We start from the raw sequence: 19,429 nt of genomic DNA, 5'->3' as shown, positions 1-19,429 counted from the left end.
GCGCGCCAAGTCACCAGGCACTCCGGCCTCAGACGCAGCGCACGACGAACGGCTCGCCCGTGCCGTCGCTAACGTCGTAGGTGCTGCCGGCCACCGCGCCGTCGTCCGAGGCCACCGTGAGCCACATGCTGTGCGTGGGCGGCTTCGGCAGGGCGTGGACCAAGCGGTCGAGCCGCCAGAGGCCCTCGCCGCCCCCGGTGGCCTCGTCCGTGGTGCCGGTGATCAGGCCGTCACGGTTGACGGCCCGGGTGTCGGCGCTCTTCGGCAGCACGCGCGGCACGCCGTCGGTGTCCCACAGCACGCCGTACGTCCGGTAGGGCGAGGTGTAGCTGATCCGGCCGATCACCCGCCCGTTGGAGATCCCGGTGGCGAACGTGCCGGCCGCCCCCGCGACCTTGGCCAGGGGCGTGATCACGCCGTTCCGCCACAGGGCCGGGCCGTCCGGCGTGCGCAGCAGCACCGTGCCGTCCTCGTCCGCGTCCTCGGGCTCGTACCCGTCGGGCAGGGCCGTCTCGATCACCTGCCCGGGCCGATCGGCGGGCCAGCGCAGCAGGCGGTGCACGTACCGGCTGCCGGTCCACACCATGTTCCGGCCGGTGACGTCGCCCTTCTCGTTGACGGCGAACGGCCACAGGAACCCGTCGGCCGGCCGGGCGAGCCGGTCCGCCTGGCCGTTCCTGAGCAGGACCGCGTGGCTGGGCCCGTAGTAGGGCGGGGCGGCGATCGCGGTCCACACCAGCAGGGCGCCCGAGCGGGTCTCGTCCGGCAGGCCCGCGATCGGCTCACCGTCGACCTTGGTGCCGTGGTCGACGAACTGCCCGCCGCGCCAGGACACCCCGTGCCAGGCGCCGTCGGCGAGCACGGCGCGGCCGGAGAAGCCGCCCTGGTGGTCGGTCGCGGTGACCTCGGCCTGCCGGGTGCCGGCGGGCACGGGCAGCGGGGCGCGCGTCCAGGCACAGTCGGCGGCGGAGGCGGCCGGGATCGCCGTGATCGAGGCGAGTATCAGCACGGTCCCCGCGACCACGCAGCCGAGTCGGTTCGATGTCACGGCGTTCCTCCCGCGGAATCGGATGGCTGGTTGCCACCGTAGATCGGCGGGAGGCCGCAGGCCGTCCTTCCCGGCAGGAACGGCAATCCACGAGAAACCGCCCTAGGCGATGCTCTCGATGAACGCGGTCAACTGGGCGACATTTCGGCATTCGTACATGGGGACGACCGTCCCGTACTCGGTCGCCACCGAGTCTCCGGTGTCCCACTGCTGCCGGGGCTCCGGGTTCAGCCAGTACGCGTGCCGGGCGCGCCGGGTCAGCGACTTCAGCGTGTCGAGCGCGGGCTGCTGGTAGTTGGAGCGGGCGTCGCCGAGGATCAGCAGCGACGTCTTCGGCCCGATCGCGTCACCGTAGCGCTCGGCGAACCCCTCCAGCGCGTGGCCGTAGTTGGTCCGGCCGAACCGCACCATGTCGGCCTCGTTCGCCAGCCGCGTCATGGCCTCCACCACGTCGGCGCCGGGCACGAAGAACCGGGTGATCTCGTCCACCGTGTCCACGAACCCGAACGCCCGCACCTTGGTGAACTGCTCCCTCAGCGCGTACGTGAGCAACAGCGTGAAATGCGCGAACGACGAGACCGAGTCGCTGGTGTCGCAGAGGATGACGAGCTCCGGCTTGTGCGGCCGGGGCGGCTTGAAATGCGTGGTCAGCGGCACGCCGCCGCTCTGCAACGACGCCCGCATGGTCCTGCGGAAGTCGAGCCGCCCGCGCCTGCCCTTCCTGTGCTTGATCGTCAGCCGCGCGGCCAGCCGCCGGGCCAGCGGGTGCACCTCGCGGCGCAGCCTGGCCAGGTCGGCCTTGGTGATGCGCAGGAAGTCGAGGTGGTCGAGCGGCGGGCGCACGGCCGAGCGCGCGATCTTGTCGATGCCGGAGTCCTCGGCGATGCGGCGGCGCACGTCGGCCGACACCGCCTCCTCCAGCCGCCGCGTGTTGGCCGCGACCCGCTGGCGCGCCGTCTTCTCGGCCAGCCCGCCGCGCTCCTGCCCGGCCAGGACCTCGTTCAGGATCCGGGCCATCAGCGTGTCGGGCGACAGGGCCCGCATGACGCTGTAGGAGAACCAGTTCTGCCGGCCCTCCGCCGCCTCCTGCCGCCCGAACCGCTCCACCATGACCCGGGCGAACTCCCGCATCTCGGCGTCCGTGCTCTGCGTGAGCAGCCCCGCCAGGTAGCCGCGCACCTCCTCCAGAGGCGCCGACTCCAGATCCGGGCGCGGCCCGTACAGTCCGGTCGTCGCCCTCGGGAACCACAGGTCGAACAGCACGTCGAAGCCCGGCCGGTACGCGGGCTTCTTCACCAGCGTCGCCGCGTAGGCGGCGCGCAGCGACTCGCGGTCGGCCAGCTCGATCACCCGCAGCGCCCGCGCCGCGTCGAGCCCTTCCGCCAGCGACACGGGCAGCCCGGCCTCGCGCAGCGCGTGCACGAAGCCGACGTGCCTGTCGACGAGCGAGCTGTGCGGCGCGTGCGTCACGGCGTCGCCAGCCCGAGCTCCTTGACCGCGCGGGCGTGGTCGGAGGCGTGCTTGAGCACCACGCCCAGGGTGCCCGCGACCGTCGCCTCGTCCAGCTCGTCGCGGCCCAGCGCCAGCAGCGTGTTGGCCCAGTCGACGGTCTCCGCCACCGACGGCGCCTTCTTCAGCTCCAGCGACCGCAGCGTCGCCACCGTCCTGGCCAGCTGCTCGGCCAGATCGGCGCGGAGCGTCGGCACCTGGCTCAGCACGATGTCACGCTCGCGTTCCGGGGTCGGATACTCGATGTGCAGGTAGAGGCAGCGCCGCTTGAGCGCCTCCGACAGCTCGCGCGTCGCGTTCGACGTCAGCACCACGAACGGGCGGCGCACCGCCTCGATCGTGCCCAGCTCCGGAATCGTCACCTGAAAGTCGGACAGCAGCTCCAGCAGCAGCCCCTCGACCTCCACGTCCGCCTTGTCCGTCTCGTCGATCAGCAGCACCGCCGGCCCGGCGGACCGGATCGCCTTGAGCAGCGGCCGCTCCAGCAGGAACTCCTCGCCGAAGATGTCGTCGTCGGCGCTCGTCGCCTGGATGCGCAGGAGCTGCTTCTTGTAGTTCCACTCGTACAGCGCCCGTGCCTCGTCCAGGCCCTCGTAGCACTGCAACCGGATCAGCTCGGCTTCGGTGGTCAGCGCCACGGCCTTGGCGAGCTGCGTCTTGCCCACCCCCGCCGGCCCCTCGACCAGCAGCGGCTTGCCCAGCGCGGCAGCGAGGAAGACCGAGGTGGAGATGGCGTCGTCGGAGAGATAGTCCACGGCGGCGAGCCGCTCGGTCACGTCGGCGGGCGAGTCGAACATCGATGCTCCTGTCTGCAGGCCGAACTTTATTCTAGCGGTACGGGCGCCGCCTCGGCCGATTCGACCTGGGTGCTTGGTGCCGGTATATTCCTTCGTGCACGGCGCGCCGCTAGCTCAGTTGGTCAGAGCAGCTGACTCTTAATCAGCGGGTCCGGGGTTCGAGTCCCTGGCGGCGCACCCTGACAGAAGCCCCGGTTCAGTTCGCTGAGCTGGGGTTTCTCGGTTCTCGGAGAGCCCCGGGCGAGGTGGAGTCGCGCCGGTGGTTGCTCGCTGGTTGCTCGTCGGTAGGGTTCCGGCGCATGGCTGGTGCTTCGGTCACCGGTTCGTGGCGACGGGGGCCGCCGGTCAGGGATTGTCGTGGGCAACTCGCCCCATCGGCGGTGAACTTCTTGTAGCGGAGGAACTCGTGCTCGGCGGCCTCCGATCGAGTCTTGGCGTAGTGCATGGTCATGGCGGGGGTGAGGCGGCCGAAGTACCTCATCACCACGTGAATGGGAACGCCCGCGTTGATCAAGTCGGTTGCCCGGGTGTGCCGGAAGTGGTGCGTCTGGGAGATGTGAACTGGCCGGCCCATGCTGTCGGTGACGTTCAGCCGCTGGGTGAGGTCTCGTAGCCGTGACTGATAGGTCTCGGCCGGGTAGGGATGCCGGCCGAGCCGGTTGTCGTGCGTGCGCAGGAACAGATAGCGCGGCAGGACTTCGGCGCCGCTCTTCTGATCGTTGAGCATCTGACGTGCGACTTCTTGACCCCGCCTGACCTGGGCGGACTTCCCGATCTTCATGATTGGCAGCCCGCCGGTTGCGTTTAGCCCAGAGTGCCCGGCCCATTCAGCCCGCGCCGCTGCCGGGCGGGTCAGGCAGGCGCGTCGCCGGTGCCGGCGGTGCTCGGTGCGCCTTCGCCGGGCGCCGGTTCGATGACCGGGGCCACGGGCTCCAGCCAGTCGAGCCGCTCCGCCAGGTGGCGGGCGCTGTCGATGACGGTGGCGATGTGCGAAGAGGGGTTGTCCTGGTGCCACAGCAGTGACCAGGGGTAGTGCGTGGCGGGGTCGGTCAGGGGCCGCCAGGTGGTGCCCGGCCGGTTGGAGGAGCGGAAGGAGGAGGGGACACAGTGCACGCAGCGGTGCTGGAGGACGAGGTCTGCGGCGGCCCGGGAGCTCTCGACGGTGCCCTCGTAAAGGGCGGGCGTGAACCCGGCCGAACGGCACAGCGCGAGCACGAACTGGTTGAGCTCCGGCGTCTGCGACTCCTCACCGAGCAGCAACAGCTCGTCGGCCAGAGCGATGACAGGCACGCCGTCGAGTTCGGCGAAGCGGTGGTCGTCGGGCACCAGGACGCCGAGCGGATCGAGCCTGACGAGCTTGGACGTCACCTCGGCCGGGGCCTGGGAGGCGTGTCCGATGGCGATGTCCAGGCGGCCGTCGGCCAGTTGCCGGTACTGTTCGGGTGTGCCCGCCTCGACCTGGTGGATCGTGATGCCGGCGTGGCTCTCCTGGAGTTCGCGCAGGATCTGCGGCATGGTGTCGTAGCCGGCGTCGATGATGCCGACGCGCAGTGTGGGCGTCGAGGCGGCGGCGTTACGCGCGGTCTGCCCGGCCCTGCTGACGTGGTTGAGGATCTGGCGCGCTTCGACCAGGAACGCGGAGCCCGCCGGGGTCAGGGCGACATGGTGGGTGCTGCGGTCCAGCAGCCGTACGCCCACCTCGCGTTCCAGCCGCTGGATCTGCTGGCTCAGCGCCGACTGCACGATGTGTTCACGTGCGGCCGCCCGGCCGAAGTGCAGCTCTTCGGCCAGCGTCACGAAATAGCGCAGTTGCCGTAACTCCATGCCCGCCCCCTTTCTGCCCTGGGCGGCGTCGATGCGGGCTGTCGTCTCCACTGTAGGTCCCCCAGGAGCGGGTGAACCCCGAGGCGGCGGAGAGCGACAGGCCCCTTCGGTCAGTCTCCGGCCGGCGCGCGGGCCTGCCGGCGCGGACCGACGCGTCGGCGTTGGACGCGTTCTCGGTCGGGCCAGTGCACGTCACCCGCCCAGCCGAACCGTTCGAACAGGCCGATCACGGCGGCGGACGGGTCGAGCTGACCGCGGTCGAGGCCGTGGCGGGCGCAGCTCGGTTCGCTGTGGTGGCCGTTGTGCCAGCTTTCGCCGAAGGACAGCAGGGCCAGCGGCCACAGGTTCGTCGAGCGGTCGTGGCGTCGGGTCTTGAAGGGCCTGGCACCGATGACGTGGCACAGGGAGTTGACGCTCCAGGTGACGTGCTGGAGCAGCGCGACGCGGATCAGTCCCGCCCAGAGGAAGGCGGTAAGCCCGCCGTACAGGGTGCCGGTGATCGCCCATCCGGCCAGGAACGGCAGCGCCAGCGACAGCGCGCACAGCGCGGGAAAGGCGCGTGCGACGCGGGACATCGCGCGGTCGGCCAGCAGGTCGGGGGCGTAACGTTCGGCCGGGGTCGGATCGTCGGCGAACAGCCAGCCCAGGTGGGCATGGACCAGCCCCCGAAGCTGCCCGCGCAGCCCAGTGCCGTACCGGTAGGGCGAGTGGGGATCGCCGGGACGGTCGGTGAAGGCGTGATGGCGGCGATGCACCGCCACCCAGTCGATCACATTTCCCTGGAAGCCCATCGAACCGGTGACCGCCAGCGCCACGCGCAGCCAGGGCCGCGCGGTGAACGAGGAGTGGGTGAGGAGCCGGTGGAAGCCGATCGTCACCCCCAGGCCGGTCACCACGTACAGGATCGCGGCCAGCAGCAGGTCGGTGAGCGTGACCCCCCGGCCCCACGCCAGGAGGACCGCGGCGCCGAGCGCGACGAACGGCAGCACCACGATCGCCCCCGTCAGGGCCACCTGGAGCCGCCCGGCCGGAACGTGGTCCTCCGCCTCGGGGAAGGGCGAGGTGCCGTCGTAGTCCTGGCGGCGTTCCGCCACCTGTTCGGAAATGGTCATAGATCTCTTTCCTCTCGTCTCTACGGTGCGGCTATACGGTGCGGCGGTGCACGTAGCACCAGCGCCAGGTCGGATTCGTCCCCAAGGCGGCGGCCACCGGGTGGTCGGTCTCCTGGTAGTGGGCCTTGGCGTGGCCGCCCCGCGAATCGTCGGAACAGGCCACCCAGCCGCAGGTCAGGCACACCAGCAGGCGTGTCCAGGTGCGGCCGAGGGACAGGCACTGTTTGCATTCGGGCGGTCCGTGCCGCACTTGGGGGAGTTGGTCGATGTGCTCGCAGCGCGGGACCTGACCGTTCAGGCCTGCGCGGTCTTTCGCGTCCGTTCCTTGTGCGTCCAGGGTCATCACGACCCCCTCACGGTGACAGCGACGCGAGGTGCGCCGGCTGGTCGCTCACCAGTCAAGGCTCTCGGCCGGCTGTGCGGAAACAGGCAATCCCAGCTAGCCTCATCAGCTGAGGCGATCGCGAGCCGGCGGGTACGTTCCCACGATGCCTGATCGAACGTCCCGACTCGGAGCCAAGGACGGCAGGTGGATGATGGCCGATGCCCGGCCTCCGCAGCGGCCAGGCCCTGACAGTGGTCTGGATGAGGCCCTGGCCGACGTTTTGAAGGCGGTCAGCACGGCCTCGCGCGCTCTCGCCCTCCGGGACGCGATGAGCATCGCCTGTCATGGTGACCGGCAGCGGCTCGCCGCGTGCCTGGAGGCGATGGCGCCGGGTCAGCTCGCCGAGGTGGCCGCCGCCGCACGCCTGGTCAGCGCCGCAGCCGACCAGGCGCTGGCCGGGAAGGTCCGCGACGGAGGCGCGCCACCGCCCGCCCCGGCCTCTGCCTGCCGTACGGCCCCATGAGCCCGCCACCGCCCGCCTCGGATTGGGTCAATCCTGCTGCTCGGGTCCCTTCTCAGGAGGTACGGGTTGCCCGGGTGATTTCGGGACCGGTGCTGCCGGGAGGGGAATCGGGTCGTCCTTGAAGAGCTCCGGCACGGCCCGGTAGAGAATGGCGGTGATCGGCACGGCCACGACCGCGCCCGCGATCCCGGCCAGGATGCCGCCGACGGCCAGCACGATGATGATCGCGAGCGGGTGGAAGTGCAGGACCCGGCCGACGATCAGCGGCTGGAGCACGTGGTTCTCCAGTTGCTGCTCCACGATCAGGATGCCGATGAAGATCAGCGCGTAGACGGGGCCCTTCGCGCCCAGCGTGACCAGCGTCGCGACCGCACCGGCGAAGAGGATGCCGACGATCGGGACGAAGCTGGCCAGGAAGATCAGTACGGCCAGTGCCGCCCACAGCGGGACTCCCATGACGGCCAGCACCAGCCCCATGAGCACGCCGTGCACCGCGGCCACGGCCACCGTGCCCTGCACGTAGTGGGACAGCGTGGTCCAGGCGGTCCGCCCGGCCCGGTCGACCCGCGGCGCCATCCGGCCGAACCTCTTGAGGAACCAGGACCAGATCCGGTCGCCGTCCTTGAGCAGGAAGAACGTCACGAACAGCAGGAGCACGATCGAGGCCAGCACCTCGACCACCACCACGGTGCCCACGAGGACCGTCGAGGTGATCTGCTGCTGCCGCTCGGTGACGAACTTGGCGATCTCGTCCACCCAGCCGCTGAGCTGGATGGGCTTCAGGTGCAAAGGCCCGGAGTAGAGCCAGTTCTCCACCGTCTTGGCCGTCTGCCTGACCTGCGTCACCAGGCCGGGGAACTCCGCGTTGGCCCGCACGCCGATGATCCACCCCGTCCCGCCCAGCACGGCCAGGGCGACGAGCATGGTGATCCAGGTGGCGTAGATCGCCCGCAGCCCCGACGCCCGCAGCCGCCGGGTGAGCGGGAACAGCAGCGCGGTCAGCAGCAGGGCGATCGCCACGGGCAAGGCTATGAGGCGCATCGACGCCACGAAACCGAACACGTAGTTGGCCACGACGCCGATGACGATCAGGCACGCGCACCAGGCGGCCATCTTGGCCAAGGTCGCCGGCACTAACCGCAGCAGGCGGTCCTGAGGTGAATCCATGGACGGGTACTTCCCTCCCGGGCGGAATCAGGCGTGCTTCCAGGCTCCCGGCCGGGGAAACAAAGAATAAAAATCGCCTTATGGGTAGGCCATCCGCCCTACCAGCTTCTCACGACGGCAGGGTGAGCCATCTTCTGCGAAACGACCGCGGCACGTGATCACGGCCGCGTCCCCCCGACGTACCGGCTCCGGGCATGAGCGCCGTCCGGCGCTGGGCGGGCTGGCTGGCGAGAGGCTGGGAGCGGGCCAGGAGCAGGTACGGGTGGCTGGATCACGTGGTGCGCGCCCTGATCCGCTACGACAAGGTCGACGCCGGTCGCCTGTCGGCGGCTCTCACGTACTACGCCTTCTTCGCCACCTTCGCCCTGGCCCTGCTGGGGTTCGCCGTCCTCAGCCGCGTCCTGGACCACCCGGCGGTGCTGAGCGGGATGCAGCGCTACCTCAGCGACACCTTCCCGCGCCTTGACGTCCAGGCGCTGCGCGACGCCGGAGGAACAGCCGGGCTGGTGGCCTGTGTGGTGCTGCCCCTGACGGGCCTGTACTGGATGGACACGCTGCGCTCGGCGACCAGGGCGATCTGGCGGCTGGAGGAGTATCCGGGCAACTTCTTCCTGCGCCAGATCATCGACCTGGGCGTCATGGTGGGGCTCGGGACACTGCTCTCGCTGTCGCTCACCGTCGTCTTCGCCGCGGAGTGGGTGCTGAGTCTGCTTGCGGTGAACACCGTGGGCGTGCAGGCCGCCCCCGCCCAATGGATGCTGTCGGTGGCGGCGTTCGTGCTGGGAATCGGGGTCAACACCCTGCTGGCCATGGCGCTGCTCACCGCGCCACCGCGGCTGCACCTGTCGCCGCGACGGGTGATCGGGCCGGCGCTGGTCATCACGATCGGCTTGGAGATCCTCAAGACCCTGGGTCAGGCCGTGCTCAACCTCACCGCCGCGAACCCCGCGTACCAGGTCGTCACCGGGGCGGTGGCGATGCTGCTCTTCCTCAAGGTGCTCAACCAGCTCATCCTGTTCGCCACCGCGCTGGCGGCCACCAGCACCACCGGAGACGTCACCGACCTGGCTGTTCGGGCAGGCCCGCCGAAAGCGTGAGCCGCGATCAGCTCCGGCGATGAGCTTTGCGCGGAACGCCGCTTCGGTCACCGACGTGCCACCGTCGACGGCCTCGTCCGGCTGGCCACTGTCAGGGCGTGTCGGGCACGCCCGCCTCGGCGCTGTCTGTCTTCGACACACGCGCCGACACCACGTTGGCGAGGTTGATGACTATGCCGCTAACGTCGGCTTCGCGATCATGTCTTGCTCGGATCAACACCAGGCTGTGCCGCTCGTCTACAGCACGAGCGATCGCCGCCACCGCCTCCGGCTCTCCGTCGAAGTCTCCGCTGATCACGGAGACGTCTTCGCCGCCCATCAGGTGGAATCGAATGATCAGTGCGACATTCTCAGGCACGGCCGGCTCCTTTCGCCAGAATCCGCAAGGGGCCCCCTGCCTAGGGTCGAACGCTGTAGGCGGTGGCCCTCCGCATTCGCCTACCGTGGCGCGGACGCGGTGCCCTCCAGCCGGGCGGGGATACGGAGTGTCGGTCGCGGCACCCGGTCCGAACCGGTTTGCTGCTCTGGTCAGTGGTCGGTGATGAGGGCGTCCAAGGCGGCTTCCTTGTCGGCTTCGGTGGGGTCGTCACTCAGGCCGACGGCGTCGCCGAGGCCGGTGATGTCGCGGGGGCGCGGTCGCTCAGCCGGCCGCCGCGGTGGTTGAGGAACAGCGCGGCGTGGGTGCCGGCTCCCTTCCAATCGGCGCGGGACTGCAGCCCGTCGGTGAAGTCGTCGATGGCCGACAGGTAGGTGTCGATGGTGTTGGGGGCGCGGCGGCCGTTCTTCAGATGCCGGCGGAAGTCGCGCACGGCGCCGGCTGCGGTCGGGTCGATGAGCGGATCGCCGTCCAGGGCGCCGGCGTCGGCCTGGTCGGCCAGCCAGGCCAGGTGACCGCGCAGCCGGGAGGCGTACTCGGTCTTGGTGGAGCCGGCCAGCGGGGCGTGCGCGAGCGCGGCGGTGTAGTCGGCCAGGACGACAGCGTGCGGAGCGGAAAGCGGCCGAGCCCGCGACCGGCCCGTGTTCCGGAAGCTGCTCCGTCCGGTTCCGCGAGCTCTGCGGGCTCGTTTCCGGATGTCACCCCCTCAGTCCACTTCCGGAATTGCCGAATTTCGGAAGCCATGCCGTACACTGAGAGTACCGAGGTCATATCGAGCGTTGGCATTCAGGTCCGCGTCGCCCCCGGCGAACCACCACCGGCCTCTTCGGAGGCCTGGACAGGTCAGGCGACCATGACGCCGACGCTTCTTTCTCAACCCGCACCGCTCAGCCCCGCCTCGCCCGCGATCCCTCGGGTCGATTCCGCGCTACGGCTCAGCCTCAGCCCGGTGCCGAACAGGCTGGCTGTGGTGGACGGGGCCTGGTGGCCCTCCTCCCATGACGCGGCCGCCGAACTGCCCGCCCTCATCGCCACCGTGGACCGGCTGCTGGATCGGGTCACGCTCCGCATAGGCCTGCACCGTGACGTGTGGCAGAACATTCCGCGCCGTATCCCCGCGCGCGGGCGGCAGGTCCGCATCGGCTGGTTCCGCCACACGGACCCGCGCGTGATCACTCTCAGCTTCGCCACCGGCGAGCCGGTCGGCCTGCTGATCGTCCCTTCGGGCACCGCCGCCGGCGCAGCCGAGGCCACGCTCAAGCTCACCGCCCAGGACATCGCCGGCATGAGCATCGACGCCATCCTCACCCTCGCGCATCTGCCCGCCGGGCCCGCTCCGCGTGCCACGGCCGACGGACCGGCCCGCTGGGAGGACGAGGGCGGGTCGGTCATCGGGCAGGCAGCGCAGCCATCCATGGGACGGCCGACGCCGTCGCCATGACCCGTGCCGCCTGCCGGCCGGATCGAGCGGTCCTGGCACCGCCCGTACTGGCGGCGGGCCGATCTCCGGCCGGCAGGCATCTCATCACTTTCAGCTTCTCCCGTGAGGAGACATTCCATGACCGTCATCGACACCGCCCCGCTCGCCGGGGTGAGCGCCTCGGCGCCGACCCTGGTGCATCTGTCAGGGGACATCGACATCTTCACCACAGCCCGGCTGCGCCGCCGGCTGATCAACACCCTCGATCACAGCACCGACCTGCTGGTCCTGGATCTGTCCCAGGTCACCTTCTGCGGGGCAGGCGGGTTGGGCGTGCTGGTCGGCGTGCAGAGCCGTGCCCGGACACGGGGCATCACGCTGGCCCTGACCGGCGTTCCCCCGCGCATGGCTGGATTGCTGCGCATCACCGGCCTGGACCGCCGCTTCCCGGTCATGGCGTGACCGGCATGCCGACCGGTGACCCTGACCGTGACGATCGTCATCGCGCCTTTCCTCGCGCCGGCGCCGGCAAGCACACACTGCGCACCAGCACGCCCGGGAGACGTTAGCCCTGGTCAGCACGCTTGAAACAAGCTCGTACCGCATGGGGGAGACGATCTATTGTGAGGGGAGAGGCTCCAGGGGAAGGCGTCAAGGTGACGGGTGATGGTGAGCGGACGCTGGGCGGCCTGCTGGACGCCACTGCGAGCGGCTTGAGGCGATCCGGATCGACGCCACCATGGCCGGGCGCGCCTTCCGCGGCGTGGAGATCGTCGAGGCCCGGCATGTGATGGATCCCGCCGCTCCTGAGAGCGTCCCTGCCTCGTCGGCCGGCGAGGGACCGCAGCGACTATGGGTGCCGTTGCTTGAGCGGCACCGAACGGGTCGGCGTCCTGGGAGTGAGCGTGCAGCGGGGATCTGAGGCTGCGGCATTGCTGGCCTCGCTTGTCTCGCTGCTGCTGATCAGTAAGCGCCCCTACAGCGATTCCTACGCCCGCCTGGTCCGCGCCCGGCCGATGACGTTGCCGGCCGAGGTGTTGGGGAATGTGCTGCCGCCTGAGGGCTTCGCCGATGACAGGGTGGTGGTCAGCGCCGCGCTGGAGCCGGCCTACGAGGTGGGCGGCGATGCCTACGACTACGCGATCGACGGCGACACCCTGCATGTGTCGATCTTCGACGCGATGGGGCACGACACCGCGGCCGGGCTCACCGCCACCATCGCCATCGGGTCCGCTCGCACCAGCCGCCGCCAGGGGACGAACCTGCCCGCGACGAGCGAGGCCATCGACGCGGCGATCGCCGAGCAGAGCACCGGCCGGCTGGCCTGGGTCAATCGAGGTCACCATCCGCCGTTGGTGATCCGAGGCGGCCAGCAGGTCGCCACCTTGACCAGTGTGCCCGACCCACCGATGGGTCTCGGCCTGGACCTGTCCACCGGCCTGCTGCACTACCAGCTCGAACCCGGGGACCGGCTGCTGTTCTACACCGACGGCATCATCGAGGCCCAGCCCGAACGGGGAGCTGAGCTGTGGTCGAGGTCGGCGAGTTGCAGCACCTTGGCCACATGTGGGCGGGGAGCGGCCAGGGCGATGACGATGTCGCGGGCTCCTGCCTGGTTCCGGATCCCGACCACGACGCTCAGCCCGGCAGCATCGCAGAACGACACCCCGGACAGGTCGAGGTTGAGCAGGCCGGTGCTGCGGTGCAAGGCTCCCTGAAGGCGCTCGCGTACGGCCTCGCTGGTGCTGAGGTCGAGCCGCCACACATGCGCACGACGGTGGCGGCTGCGGGACGAGCCACAGAGCCGCCTCGGGAGAGGGGCCGAGAGTGGTCATGAGGGTGTCAACCGGGCCGCGCCGACGCCTGGAGGTCGAGACCGGGTGTCTGGTGCCAGCCGGTCAGCTCGAGCAGGCGTCGCATCTGTGCAGGCGCCGAGCGCAGCGTCAGAACCTGGTCGCCGTCGCCCTTGTGGATGGCGGTGGCGGTGACGACGAAGGCACGCAGGCAGCCGACGTCGATGAATTCCAGGCCGCTCAGATCCACGCAGAAGTCGTCGTCCCCGCTCGCCAGTGCGGCCAGCGCGCGCTTCAGCGCCGGCAGGGTGGCGTAGTCGAGCTCGCCCTCGAACCGCAGACCCGCACGCTCGGCGAGCGGGGTGATGCGGAGGAGGCCGTCGGCGGTGACGGTGGTGGCGGAGGTCGGGAGAAGCGCGGTAACAAGCCGTTCGATCAGGGCGGCGAGCACGAGTGCGGACGCGCTCGCAGTGTGGGTGTTCATGCCGGGCTCCTACGGGGGAGATAAGGGGGCAGCCGGTTCGAGGCGGCGGCGTGAACACGTTGCTGGACGCCGGCGTGAGCGGTGTCGTGCGTGCAGTGCTTCGATCGTCCGGCAGGCCGGTCGGAGCGGTAGTCACCAGACCTGCGTGGCAGCGCGCCTATCGGGTGTCGCCGCGGTTGCTGCCGGGGTGTTTCGTGATGTACTGCACGGCCCAGTGAAGGACATGGTCGGCGACGCGTTCCCATTGGGGGGCGGCAAGGGCGAAGTGCGGCATGCGGGCGAACTCGTGGTAGTTGGTGTGCGCGCGGGACTTCTGATAGCGCTGGTAGGTCTGCCGTACCAGGGTGGCGGGGACGGTGTGATCGGCGCCGCCGGCGACCAGGAGCAGCGGGGCGCGCGTGTCGTTGCGCACGTCGACTCTGGTGGCGGGGTGCCGTCGCAGGTTGGCGGTGGCGGCCTGGAACAGCGGCCGGCCCGGGGCGGGTACGTGGTAGCGCTGGTAGAGCCCGTCCGACTCCTGCGCGGTCAGGGTGTTGGTGAACGCGTAATGGAACTGTCCGGCGCTCAGCGCCACGGTGCGGGAGCGGTTGGCGGGGTTGGACAGGACCGGGAAGGCCGAGCGCAGGCTGCTGAGCGGCTGTCTCAGCACGCCCTGGATCGGGGTGGGGTGGATCGCGACGCCCGCGGCGCCGAGGCCGCGGTCCAGCAGGATCTGGGTGATGAGGCCGCCCATGGAGTGGCCGACGATGACGGGGGGCTGGGACTGCTCCCTGATGATCTTCTCGTAGAAGTCGGCCACCTCGGTGACGCCCAGGCCGTTCATGACTTCCGGGTTCTTGCGCAGCGCCTCGACCTCGATCTCCATCCCGGGCCAGGCCGGGGCGGACACCTCGTGGCCGCGTTCGGCGTAGCGCTCGATCCAGTGCTCCCAGGCGCGAGGGGTCAGCCACAGCCCATGAATGAGGACGACGGGGGGCTTGGCCTCGGTGCTTTCGGTCATGGGTCTCTCCTATGGAGTCATCGAGCAGGCGGCCGGCAGTCAGGAGGTCGAGAGCCGGGCTGTCCCCTTCAGCGCACAGGAGTCCACGGCCAAGGGAAACGGGCAATTCTTGCGCCGCTCATCTGCGGAGCTGATAACCGGTGCCTTCGGTGACCGGCACGGCAGCGGCGCCACCGCCGTGTCCGGCGGCGGGCGGCGTACTGTGAGTGTTGTGACCTATCAAGACGTGCCGACCGACCCGCCGCATGACGCGGTGGTCCCGGTGACCGCACTCGTGGACGCCTGCCGGCACTTCGCCACCCACGTACGACTCCTGGCTGACCAGCTCGGTGCGGTGGAGCTGAGCGATGACGACGTCGAGCGGGTCCACAACGCCGTCCATCAGGTTTTCACCGCGGCGGGGCTGGCGGGCGCCCTCGCCACCGGGCTGCAACGGCACACCGGCGAACAGGACTGCCCTCACTACAACGTGCTCACCGACGCCGAATGGGCCCCGCTGGCCGAGGGAGGCCGACACGGGCGCAAGGCCGTCTACGGCTGTGAGCTTCAGCCCGGCCACGCGGGCGCTCACGCGGCGCATGTCCAGGTCCTGCCCGGACCGGACCGGTTCATCTGGATCCGCTGGGACCTTCGCGCCCGCGAACTCGTCACGTTGCCGCCGTGCCCGGCCGAACGCGCCGACTCCGACCCCGACCCGCGCTCCCCCTACGGGGACGAGCCGGCGCCCTGCCTGCTGTTCGAGGGGCATGTCGGGCCACACCGCTACTGACCCGGATCCGGATCGCCCGCAGCGGGCCGCCGCCTCGGCCCAGCACGGGTCAGGTGGTCGCGGGCGGCGCGGTCGCAGGATCGGTGACGCGGCCGCCCTCGTTCTCCCAGGAGGCCGTGCCGTCCCTGCCGGGTGAGCCCTTCGCGGAGGCGGCGGGTCGCAGGATGTCGGCGGGGCGGACGCCGACCGTGCCGGAGGCGGCATACGCGAGTGCGGTCTCGGCGGGGCCGGCCGCGGTGCTGGGCGGGATGACCAGCAGGGTGACGGGTGCGCTTCCCGCGATGCTCAGGGTGATCAGGTGCGGATCGGCGCTGCGGAACCAGCCCACCCTGACCTTGCGGCCCCCGACCGTGGTGCGGCGCGGGATGTGATCCCAGGCGTCCAGATGCACGCCCACACGCAGGACGGCCCTGCCGAGCCGCCGGTCGACGGCGGAGATGAGGGCGGGCAGTTCGGCGGCGGCGTCGCGGGTGTGCGGCCACCACGCCCCGTCGACCGTGCCTCGCCGGTCGAGGGCGGCGTTCAGGCTGAGCCTGGGCGCGGATGGGGTCTCGGGAGCAGAGCCTGCCGGGGAGAGAAGTGCGGTCATCATGGTTGCACGGCCTTTCGGGCCCTCGTCCAGGGGGGCCGGAACCGGTCTATCGCCGCGGGCGACGCCAACTCGGATGTCAACGCTCGAAATGTCCTCGGTAATTTCTATTATACCTCTTCGCGCGAGGCCGGAAGAGGCGTCGATCAGCCGCCGGGAAAATCGCCGCGAAAAAGGGTGCTGTTATCGGCTGCGGTGATAATCAGGCCGGTGATTGCCTGTTTCCCGTTCGCGCCGGAAAGGCCATCCTGGGACCAAGGTCGCGTTGCGTCCGGAGTAGTCGAAGGGAAGCGCCATGAGCCTGACCAGGAAGATCAAGTCGAGAGTACGGGCCGTTCAAGGGTGGGTCATGCTCAACTTCGGCCGCGCGACCGGAAACCAGCACCTGGAGTCGAAGGGCTTGGCCATCCGGCCCGAAAATGACCCGGGGCGGCACGACGAGAAATCCGGGGGAACGTTCAGGAACTGATCCCGGAGATCGGCGACGACATCGAACAAGCGGGCCTGGAATATTCGCGCTTCGGTGGATCAGAAATTGCGGACACAAACCTGGAGAAGCCATGAATCAAGTCATTGTCGTGGGCACGGACGGTTCGGACGCCGCGACCGCGGCTGTCGAGTGGGCCGCCGACGACGCCGCTCGTGCCGGGGCCCGGCTCCGCATCGTCCACGCCGTGGAGCGCACGCCGTACGAGATCGCGAAGTTCTCCGCCCCCGGCCAGGATGATGTCATCGCGCTCAGCGCGCAGAGCGTGCTGAGCGACGCCGAGACGGTGGCACGCAAGCGACAGCCCGGCATCGATGTCGACTGCGAGCTGCTCCAGGGCGCCGCCGCGGCGAGGTTGCGCAACCAGGCCGGCGACTCAGCCGAGATCGTGATCGGCGGCAGCGGCCTCGGCGGCTTCCCCGGAGCCGTGCTGGGCTCGGTGAGCACCCACGTGGCCGGGTACGCGCACGGCCCGGTCGTCGTCGTCAGATCCGCCCCCGACACCGCCCACGGGGAGGTCGTCGTCGGGCTCGAGGACTATCACGCCTGCGAGCCCGCCCTTGCCTACGCCTTCGAGCAGGCGATGCTGCGCGCGAGCACGCTGCGCGCCGTCCATGCGTGGCAGCCGCCGGCGCACGCCCACATCCCGGAAAGCGCTCATGACCTGGACGAGATTCACGCGGCTCAGTGCCGGACCGCGGCCACCGTCCTCCAGGGCTGGCGGCAGCGGTATCCGCAGGTTCAGGTGATAGAGGACGTCCGTCGCGCCCACCCCGTCGACGCTCTCACCCGCGCTTCTGAAGGGGCGGACCTGGTGGTCGTGGGCTCCCAGGGCAGAGGGGCGATCGGCACCGTGATGCTCGGATCCGTCACCCTCGGGGTCTTGCACGCCGCACGCGCCTCCGTCGCGGTGGTGCGGCCATGAGGGGACCTCACCGCTGCTGAGCCCACCGCGGGCCCGACGCGCGAAGCTGCCGGGCTCGCGTTCTCCCGGCCTCGGCCGGGGCCAGCATGGCTCAGTCGTCCTGCGCCGCGTCGAGAAGGTGCGCCCCGGCGTCGTGCAGGGTGATGCCGTGGCCCACCGCGTGGTCGGCCGGCGCCCCTTCCCGTGTCGCGCTGGTCGCCTTGAAGCGGGTGTCGCGGGTCGGACCGTCGCCGACGAGGTGGCCGAGCAGCTGGCCGGCGCGGTCGTACACGGCCCACCGCCCGGTGCCCACCTGCGGCATGGAGGCCGGGTTGTCTTTGAGCCACTGCGCGTTGGCCGCGTGATCGGGCCGCTCGGCGGTCTTGTTCGGGTGGGAGGATGCCTGTGCGGCATGACCTTCGGTTTTGCGAGCACTGCTCATGTCGCGTCTCGCTCTCTGATGATGGCTGATGTCTCCGAGATGTCGGAGAAGCACTTTCAGCCTTGCACCACAGGGTATGGCACAGATCCCACTGCACGCGTGATCACAGGCGATACCGAGCCAGCGCGTCGGCGGACACAACCGCTCCTCATCGGGGGATCACCCCTGACAGCCGACCGTGGACCGCCGGCTGTCCCCGACCGGGAGCGGTACGCCTACCTTGAGAGGAACGCGTGACCCAGAGCACGTCCGATGATCCAGGTCGGTGGTGGGCGACGCAGCGGAGTTCTGGCGGGAGGATTTCGGCCATCTGGGCGCCGCCTGGCCGGCCAGATGCTCAGGGCCAACGCCGCCCCCGGCGCAGGACTCCCCCGCTCGAGCCGCCCCCGCCGCCCTGTACCGGGCCATGGTCCGCCTCACCCACCCCGTCTCCGGCATCGAGGAAGACACGGAGTAGATCAGACAAGCGTGGCGACCACCAAAGCCCACGCCCTCCATCACGCTCAGGTAGGCCTTCGAGGAACCTGAGTGCAGAGATTGGCGGTAGATAGCTGATCTTGATGCCGGTTCGATGACGGCCGCTGATCCTGCTGATCGCAGGTCATACGGTCCGGGGCCATGCCTTTCGAATTCCTCTCCGATGAGCAGGTCGCCCGCTACGGACGCTTCCCCGAAGAGCCGTCCCCGGCGGAGCTTGAGCAGTTCTTCCGCCTGACCGCACAGCACTGGAGTCTTGGAGACCGAGCACCGTCCGGCGACCAGGCTGGGATGGGCTGTGCAGTGGGGGACGGTTCGCATGTTCGGGGTGTTCCTGACCGAAGACCCGCTCGCCGTCCCGCCCGAGGCCGTGGCCTTCGTGGCCGAGCAGGATGCGGCTGGATCGGCTTGCCAGGCCGGGATCAGAAGCGTTCGTAGGTGACGCGCCAGCCTTCTGATGCGTCCGTCGGCCTGAGGAGCAGCGTGTCATCCGAGACCTTGAAGGTGCGTGTCAGGCGCTGGCCGATGAGGTCGGGCACCAAGGATGACTGGATCGTCATGGTGAACGTCCGGGCGGTCTCATCGACGGTGTAGGTCCCGTAGTAGGCCTCATACCCGGTCCTGGTGTACGGCGTGTCCGCGGCCTTGGCATGGGGATTCATGGCCTGCACCGCCACGCCGCCGGACTCGGTGAAGATGATCTGGCCGGAGTGCGGCACGGTTGCGGGTTCCCGGCGGTGCCTGTCTCCAGCGAAGTCATCCGCCACGAGCCGACGAGCGGTGAGGTGCTGTCCGGTGTCGCGCTGGCGGAGGTGCTGGGGGAGGGGAGAATTGAGCGGTGCTGGGCTGGGCGCAGGAAGCGGTGGACGCCATCGTGCGTGCCAGTGCGAACGCGAGCGAGATGCTCTTCAGCTTGCTCATGTACCCAAACACGCTCACTGCGCTGGCTGACCCGTCGCCGAAACGACCCGTGAGCCCTGAGGCCATGGGGTGGTGGCCTGTGCGGTTCAAGAATCGCGCACGGCCCGCGCCTTGGTGGCGATTCCGGCGGCCAGACCCGCGGCCTGCAGCACGGCCAGGACGATGACCCCGGTGCGGAATCCGGCGGCACCGCCCGAGGCCAGGCCGTAGGCGAGGGCTGCAAGTGACGGCCCGACGGTGAAGGCCAGGGTCCGGACGGTCATGCCCACACCGGCGCCCGTGCCGATCATGCCGGGCGGGGTCGCGGCCAGCATGGCGGTGTTGACCGGGACGTTGAACAGGCTCTGCCCGATGCCGACCAGCGC

The 19,429-nt window shown here is 70.0% G+C and carries 24 protein-coding genes, 1 tRNA gene and 2 pseudogenes; 10 read left to right on the top strand and 17 right to left on the bottom strand.

Features of this window, described 5'->3' with window-relative positions:
• Positions 1-28: 28 nt before the first annotated feature.
• The 3 genes from AB0G11_RS47230 to AB0G11_RS47220 all read right to left on the bottom strand — a co-directional run bounded on the left by AB0G11_RS47230 (position 29) and on the right by AB0G11_RS47220 (position 3,354).
• Positions 29-1,048, bottom strand: a complete 1,020-nt coding sequence (locus AB0G11_RS47230) for a hypothetical protein (RefSeq protein ID WP_357593688.1) — start codon at positions 1,046-1,048, stop codon at positions 29-31.
• 102 nt (positions 1,049-1,150) lie between these two features.
• The gene (locus AB0G11_RS47225) at positions 1,151-2,518 is read right to left on the bottom strand and encodes a VWA domain-containing protein (protein WP_357593686.1); all 1,368 of its coding nucleotides are present in this window, start codon (positions 2,516-2,518) and stop codon (positions 1,151-1,153) included.
• Positions 2,515-3,354 carry a MoxR family ATPase gene (locus tag AB0G11_RS47220; protein WP_357593684.1) on the bottom strand — a complete coding sequence of 280 codons (840 nt, stop codon included), beginning with the start codon at positions 3,352-3,354 and terminating at the stop codon, positions 2,515-2,517. The genes AB0G11_RS47225 and AB0G11_RS47220 overlap by 4 nt, the downstream gene beginning before the upstream one ends.
• Before the next feature lie 103 nt (positions 3,355-3,457).
• Here AB0G11_RS47220 and AB0G11_RS47215 point away from each other — a divergent pair.
• Positions 3,458-3,531: transfer RNA gene (locus AB0G11_RS47215), tRNA-Lys, on the top strand.
• Positions 3,532-3,550: 19 nt separating this feature from the next.
• Here AB0G11_RS47215 and AB0G11_RS47210 read toward each other — a convergent pair.
• The 4 genes from AB0G11_RS47210 to AB0G11_RS47195 form a co-directional block, all read right to left on the bottom strand.
• A complete protein-coding gene (locus tag AB0G11_RS47210) occupies positions 3,551-4,135 on the bottom strand; it encodes a tyrosine-type recombinase/integrase (RefSeq protein WP_357593683.1) in 585 nt (194 codons plus the stop codon).
• Positions 4,136-4,206: 71 nt separating this feature from the next.
• The gene (locus AB0G11_RS47205; RefSeq protein WP_357593681.1) at positions 4,207-5,178 is read right to left on the bottom strand and encodes a LysR substrate-binding domain-containing protein; all 972 of its coding nucleotides are present in this window, start codon (positions 5,176-5,178) and stop codon (positions 4,207-4,209) included.
• A 110-nt stretch (positions 5,179-5,288) separates the two neighbouring features.
• On the bottom strand, positions 5,289-6,290 hold the full coding sequence (locus tag AB0G11_RS47200; RefSeq protein WP_357593679.1) for a fatty acid desaturase: 1,002 nt from the start codon (positions 6,288-6,290) through the stop codon (positions 5,289-5,291).
• Positions 6,291-6,321: 31 nt separating this feature from the next.
• Positions 6,322-6,633 carry a UBP-type zinc finger domain-containing protein gene (locus AB0G11_RS47195; RefSeq protein ID WP_219503176.1) on the bottom strand — a complete coding sequence of 104 codons (312 nt, stop codon included), beginning with the start codon at positions 6,631-6,633 and terminating at the stop codon, positions 6,322-6,324.
• A gap of 145 nt (positions 6,634-6,778) precedes the next feature.
• On the opposite strand from AB0G11_RS47195, the gene AB0G11_RS47190 reads away from it, so the two are divergent.
• On the top strand, positions 6,779-7,138 hold the full coding sequence (locus tag AB0G11_RS47190) for a hypothetical protein (RefSeq protein ID WP_357593677.1): 360 nt from the start codon (positions 6,779-6,781) through the stop codon (positions 7,136-7,138).
• Between the two features lie 27 nt (positions 7,139-7,165).
• Here AB0G11_RS47190 and AB0G11_RS47185 read toward each other — a convergent pair whose 3' ends face one another.
• Positions 7,166-8,305: an AI-2E family transporter gene (locus AB0G11_RS47185; RefSeq protein WP_357593675.1), complete on the bottom strand. Its 1,140-nt coding sequence runs from the start codon at positions 8,303-8,305 to the stop codon at positions 7,166-7,168.
• A gap of 194 nt (positions 8,306-8,499) precedes the next feature.
• Between AB0G11_RS47185 and AB0G11_RS47180 the strand changes: the two genes are divergently transcribed.
• A complete protein-coding gene (locus AB0G11_RS47180; RefSeq protein WP_219503170.1) occupies positions 8,500-9,402 on the top strand; it encodes a YihY/virulence factor BrkB family protein in 903 nt (300 codons plus the stop codon).
• Between the two features lie 91 nt (positions 9,403-9,493).
• Here the strand turns inward: AB0G11_RS47180 and AB0G11_RS47175 are convergent, their stop codons facing one another.
• Positions 9,494-9,760 carry a hypothetical protein gene (locus AB0G11_RS47175; RefSeq protein WP_357593673.1) on the bottom strand — a complete coding sequence of 89 codons (267 nt, stop codon included), beginning with the start codon at positions 9,758-9,760 and terminating at the stop codon, positions 9,494-9,496.
• A 232-nt stretch (positions 9,761-9,992) separates the two neighbouring features.
• Positions 9,993-10,211 (bottom strand): hypothetical protein, encoded by a 219-nt coding sequence (locus tag AB0G11_RS47170; protein ID WP_219503166.1) that lies wholly within the window; start codon positions 10,209-10,211, stop codon positions 9,993-9,995.
• Between AB0G11_RS47170 and AB0G11_RS47165 the strand changes: the two genes are divergently transcribed.
• The 3 genes and pseudogenes from AB0G11_RS47165 to AB0G11_RS47155 all read left to right on the top strand — a co-directional run.
• Complete coding sequence (locus AB0G11_RS47165) at positions 10,191-11,219, top strand: DUF5994 family protein (RefSeq protein WP_357593671.1); 1,029 nt, start codon at positions 10,191-10,193, stop codon at positions 11,217-11,219. The two genes, AB0G11_RS47170 and AB0G11_RS47165, sit on opposite strands and share 21 nt — an antisense overlap.
• Positions 11,220-11,336: 117 nt before the next feature.
• Complete coding sequence (locus AB0G11_RS47160) at positions 11,337-11,660, top strand: STAS domain-containing protein (protein WP_219503159.1); 324 nt, start codon at positions 11,337-11,339, stop codon at positions 11,658-11,660.
• 554 nt (positions 11,661-12,214) lie between these two features.
• A pseudogene (locus tag AB0G11_RS47155) lies at positions 12,215-12,709 on the top strand (PP2C family protein-serine/threonine phosphatase); the annotation flags it as partial.
• On the opposite strand, the gene AB0G11_RS47150 reads toward AB0G11_RS47155, so the two are convergent.
• The 3 genes from AB0G11_RS47150 to AB0G11_RS47140 all read right to left on the bottom strand — a co-directional run bounded on the left by AB0G11_RS47150 (position 12,679) and on the right by AB0G11_RS47140 (position 14,475).
• Positions 12,679-12,963, bottom strand: coding sequence for an STAS domain-containing protein (locus AB0G11_RS47150; RefSeq protein ID WP_357593669.1), 285 nt, complete (start codon positions 12,961-12,963; stop codon positions 12,679-12,681). The pseudogene AB0G11_RS47155 and the gene AB0G11_RS47150 sit on opposite strands and share 31 nt — an antisense overlap.
• Positions 12,964-13,040: 77 nt before the next feature.
• A complete protein-coding gene (locus tag AB0G11_RS47145; RefSeq protein WP_357593667.1) occupies positions 13,041-13,475 on the bottom strand; it encodes an STAS domain-containing protein in 435 nt (144 codons plus the stop codon).
• A gap of 157 nt (positions 13,476-13,632) precedes the next feature.
• On the bottom strand, positions 13,633-14,475 hold the full coding sequence (locus AB0G11_RS47140; RefSeq protein WP_357593665.1) for an alpha/beta fold hydrolase: 843 nt from the start codon (positions 14,473-14,475) through the stop codon (positions 13,633-13,635).
• A 211-nt stretch (positions 14,476-14,686) separates the two neighbouring features.
• On the opposite strand from AB0G11_RS47140, the gene AB0G11_RS47135 reads away from it, so the two are divergent.
• Positions 14,687-15,244: a hypothetical protein gene (locus AB0G11_RS47135; RefSeq protein WP_357593663.1), complete on the top strand. Its 558-nt coding sequence runs from the start codon at positions 14,687-14,689 to the stop codon at positions 15,242-15,244.
• Between the two features lie 49 nt (positions 15,245-15,293).
• Here the strand turns inward: AB0G11_RS47135 and AB0G11_RS47130 are convergent, their stop codons facing one another.
• Positions 15,294-15,836: a DUF5994 family protein gene (locus AB0G11_RS47130; protein ID WP_357593661.1), complete on the bottom strand. Its 543-nt coding sequence runs from the start codon at positions 15,834-15,836 to the stop codon at positions 15,294-15,296.
• Between the two features lie 292 nt (positions 15,837-16,128).
• Here AB0G11_RS47130 and AB0G11_RS47125 point away from each other — a divergent pair, with 292 nt between their 5' ends.
• Together AB0G11_RS47125 and AB0G11_RS47120 are read left to right on the top strand one after the other, a co-directional pair.
• The gene (locus AB0G11_RS47125) at positions 16,129-16,302 is read left to right on the top strand and encodes a hypothetical protein (RefSeq protein WP_357593659.1); all 174 of its coding nucleotides are present in this window, start codon (positions 16,129-16,131) and stop codon (positions 16,300-16,302) included.
• A gap of 91 nt (positions 16,303-16,393) precedes the next feature.
• Positions 16,394-17,245, top strand: coding sequence for a universal stress protein (locus AB0G11_RS47120; protein ID WP_357593657.1), 852 nt, complete (start codon positions 16,394-16,396; stop codon positions 17,243-17,245).
• Between the two features lie 91 nt (positions 17,246-17,336).
• On the opposite strand, the gene AB0G11_RS47115 is transcribed toward AB0G11_RS47120, so the two are convergent.
• Positions 17,337-17,666 (bottom strand): hypothetical protein, encoded by a 330-nt coding sequence (locus tag AB0G11_RS47115; RefSeq protein WP_357593655.1) that lies wholly within the window; start codon positions 17,664-17,666, stop codon positions 17,337-17,339.
• A gap of 733 nt (positions 17,667-18,399) precedes the next feature.
• On the opposite strand from AB0G11_RS47115, the gene AB0G11_RS47110 reads away from it, so the two are divergent.
• Positions 18,400-18,585, top strand: a complete 186-nt coding sequence (locus AB0G11_RS47110) for a DUF4158 domain-containing protein (protein ID WP_357593653.1) — start codon at positions 18,400-18,402, stop codon at positions 18,583-18,585.
• On the opposite strand, the gene AB0G11_RS47105 is transcribed toward AB0G11_RS47110, so the two are convergent.
• Both AB0G11_RS47105 and AB0G11_RS47100 read right to left on the bottom strand, forming a co-directional pair.
• Entirely contained in the window at positions 18,566-18,910 is a 345-nt protein-coding gene (locus tag AB0G11_RS47105; protein WP_219503129.1) for a lipocalin-like domain-containing protein, read from the bottom strand. The genes AB0G11_RS47110 and AB0G11_RS47105 overlap by 20 nt on opposite strands.
• Positions 18,911-19,150: 240 nt before the next feature.
• Positions 19,151-19,429 (bottom strand): annotated as a pseudogene (locus AB0G11_RS47100) (hypothetical protein); the annotation flags it as partial.

Source organism: Nonomuraea sp. NPDC023979 (assembly GCF_040639085.1).
Classification (GTDB): Bacteria; Actinomycetota; Actinomycetes; order Streptosporangiales; family Streptosporangiaceae; genus Nonomuraea; species Nonomuraea ceibae.
This window is presented reverse-complemented; position numbering and strand designations above follow the sequence as displayed.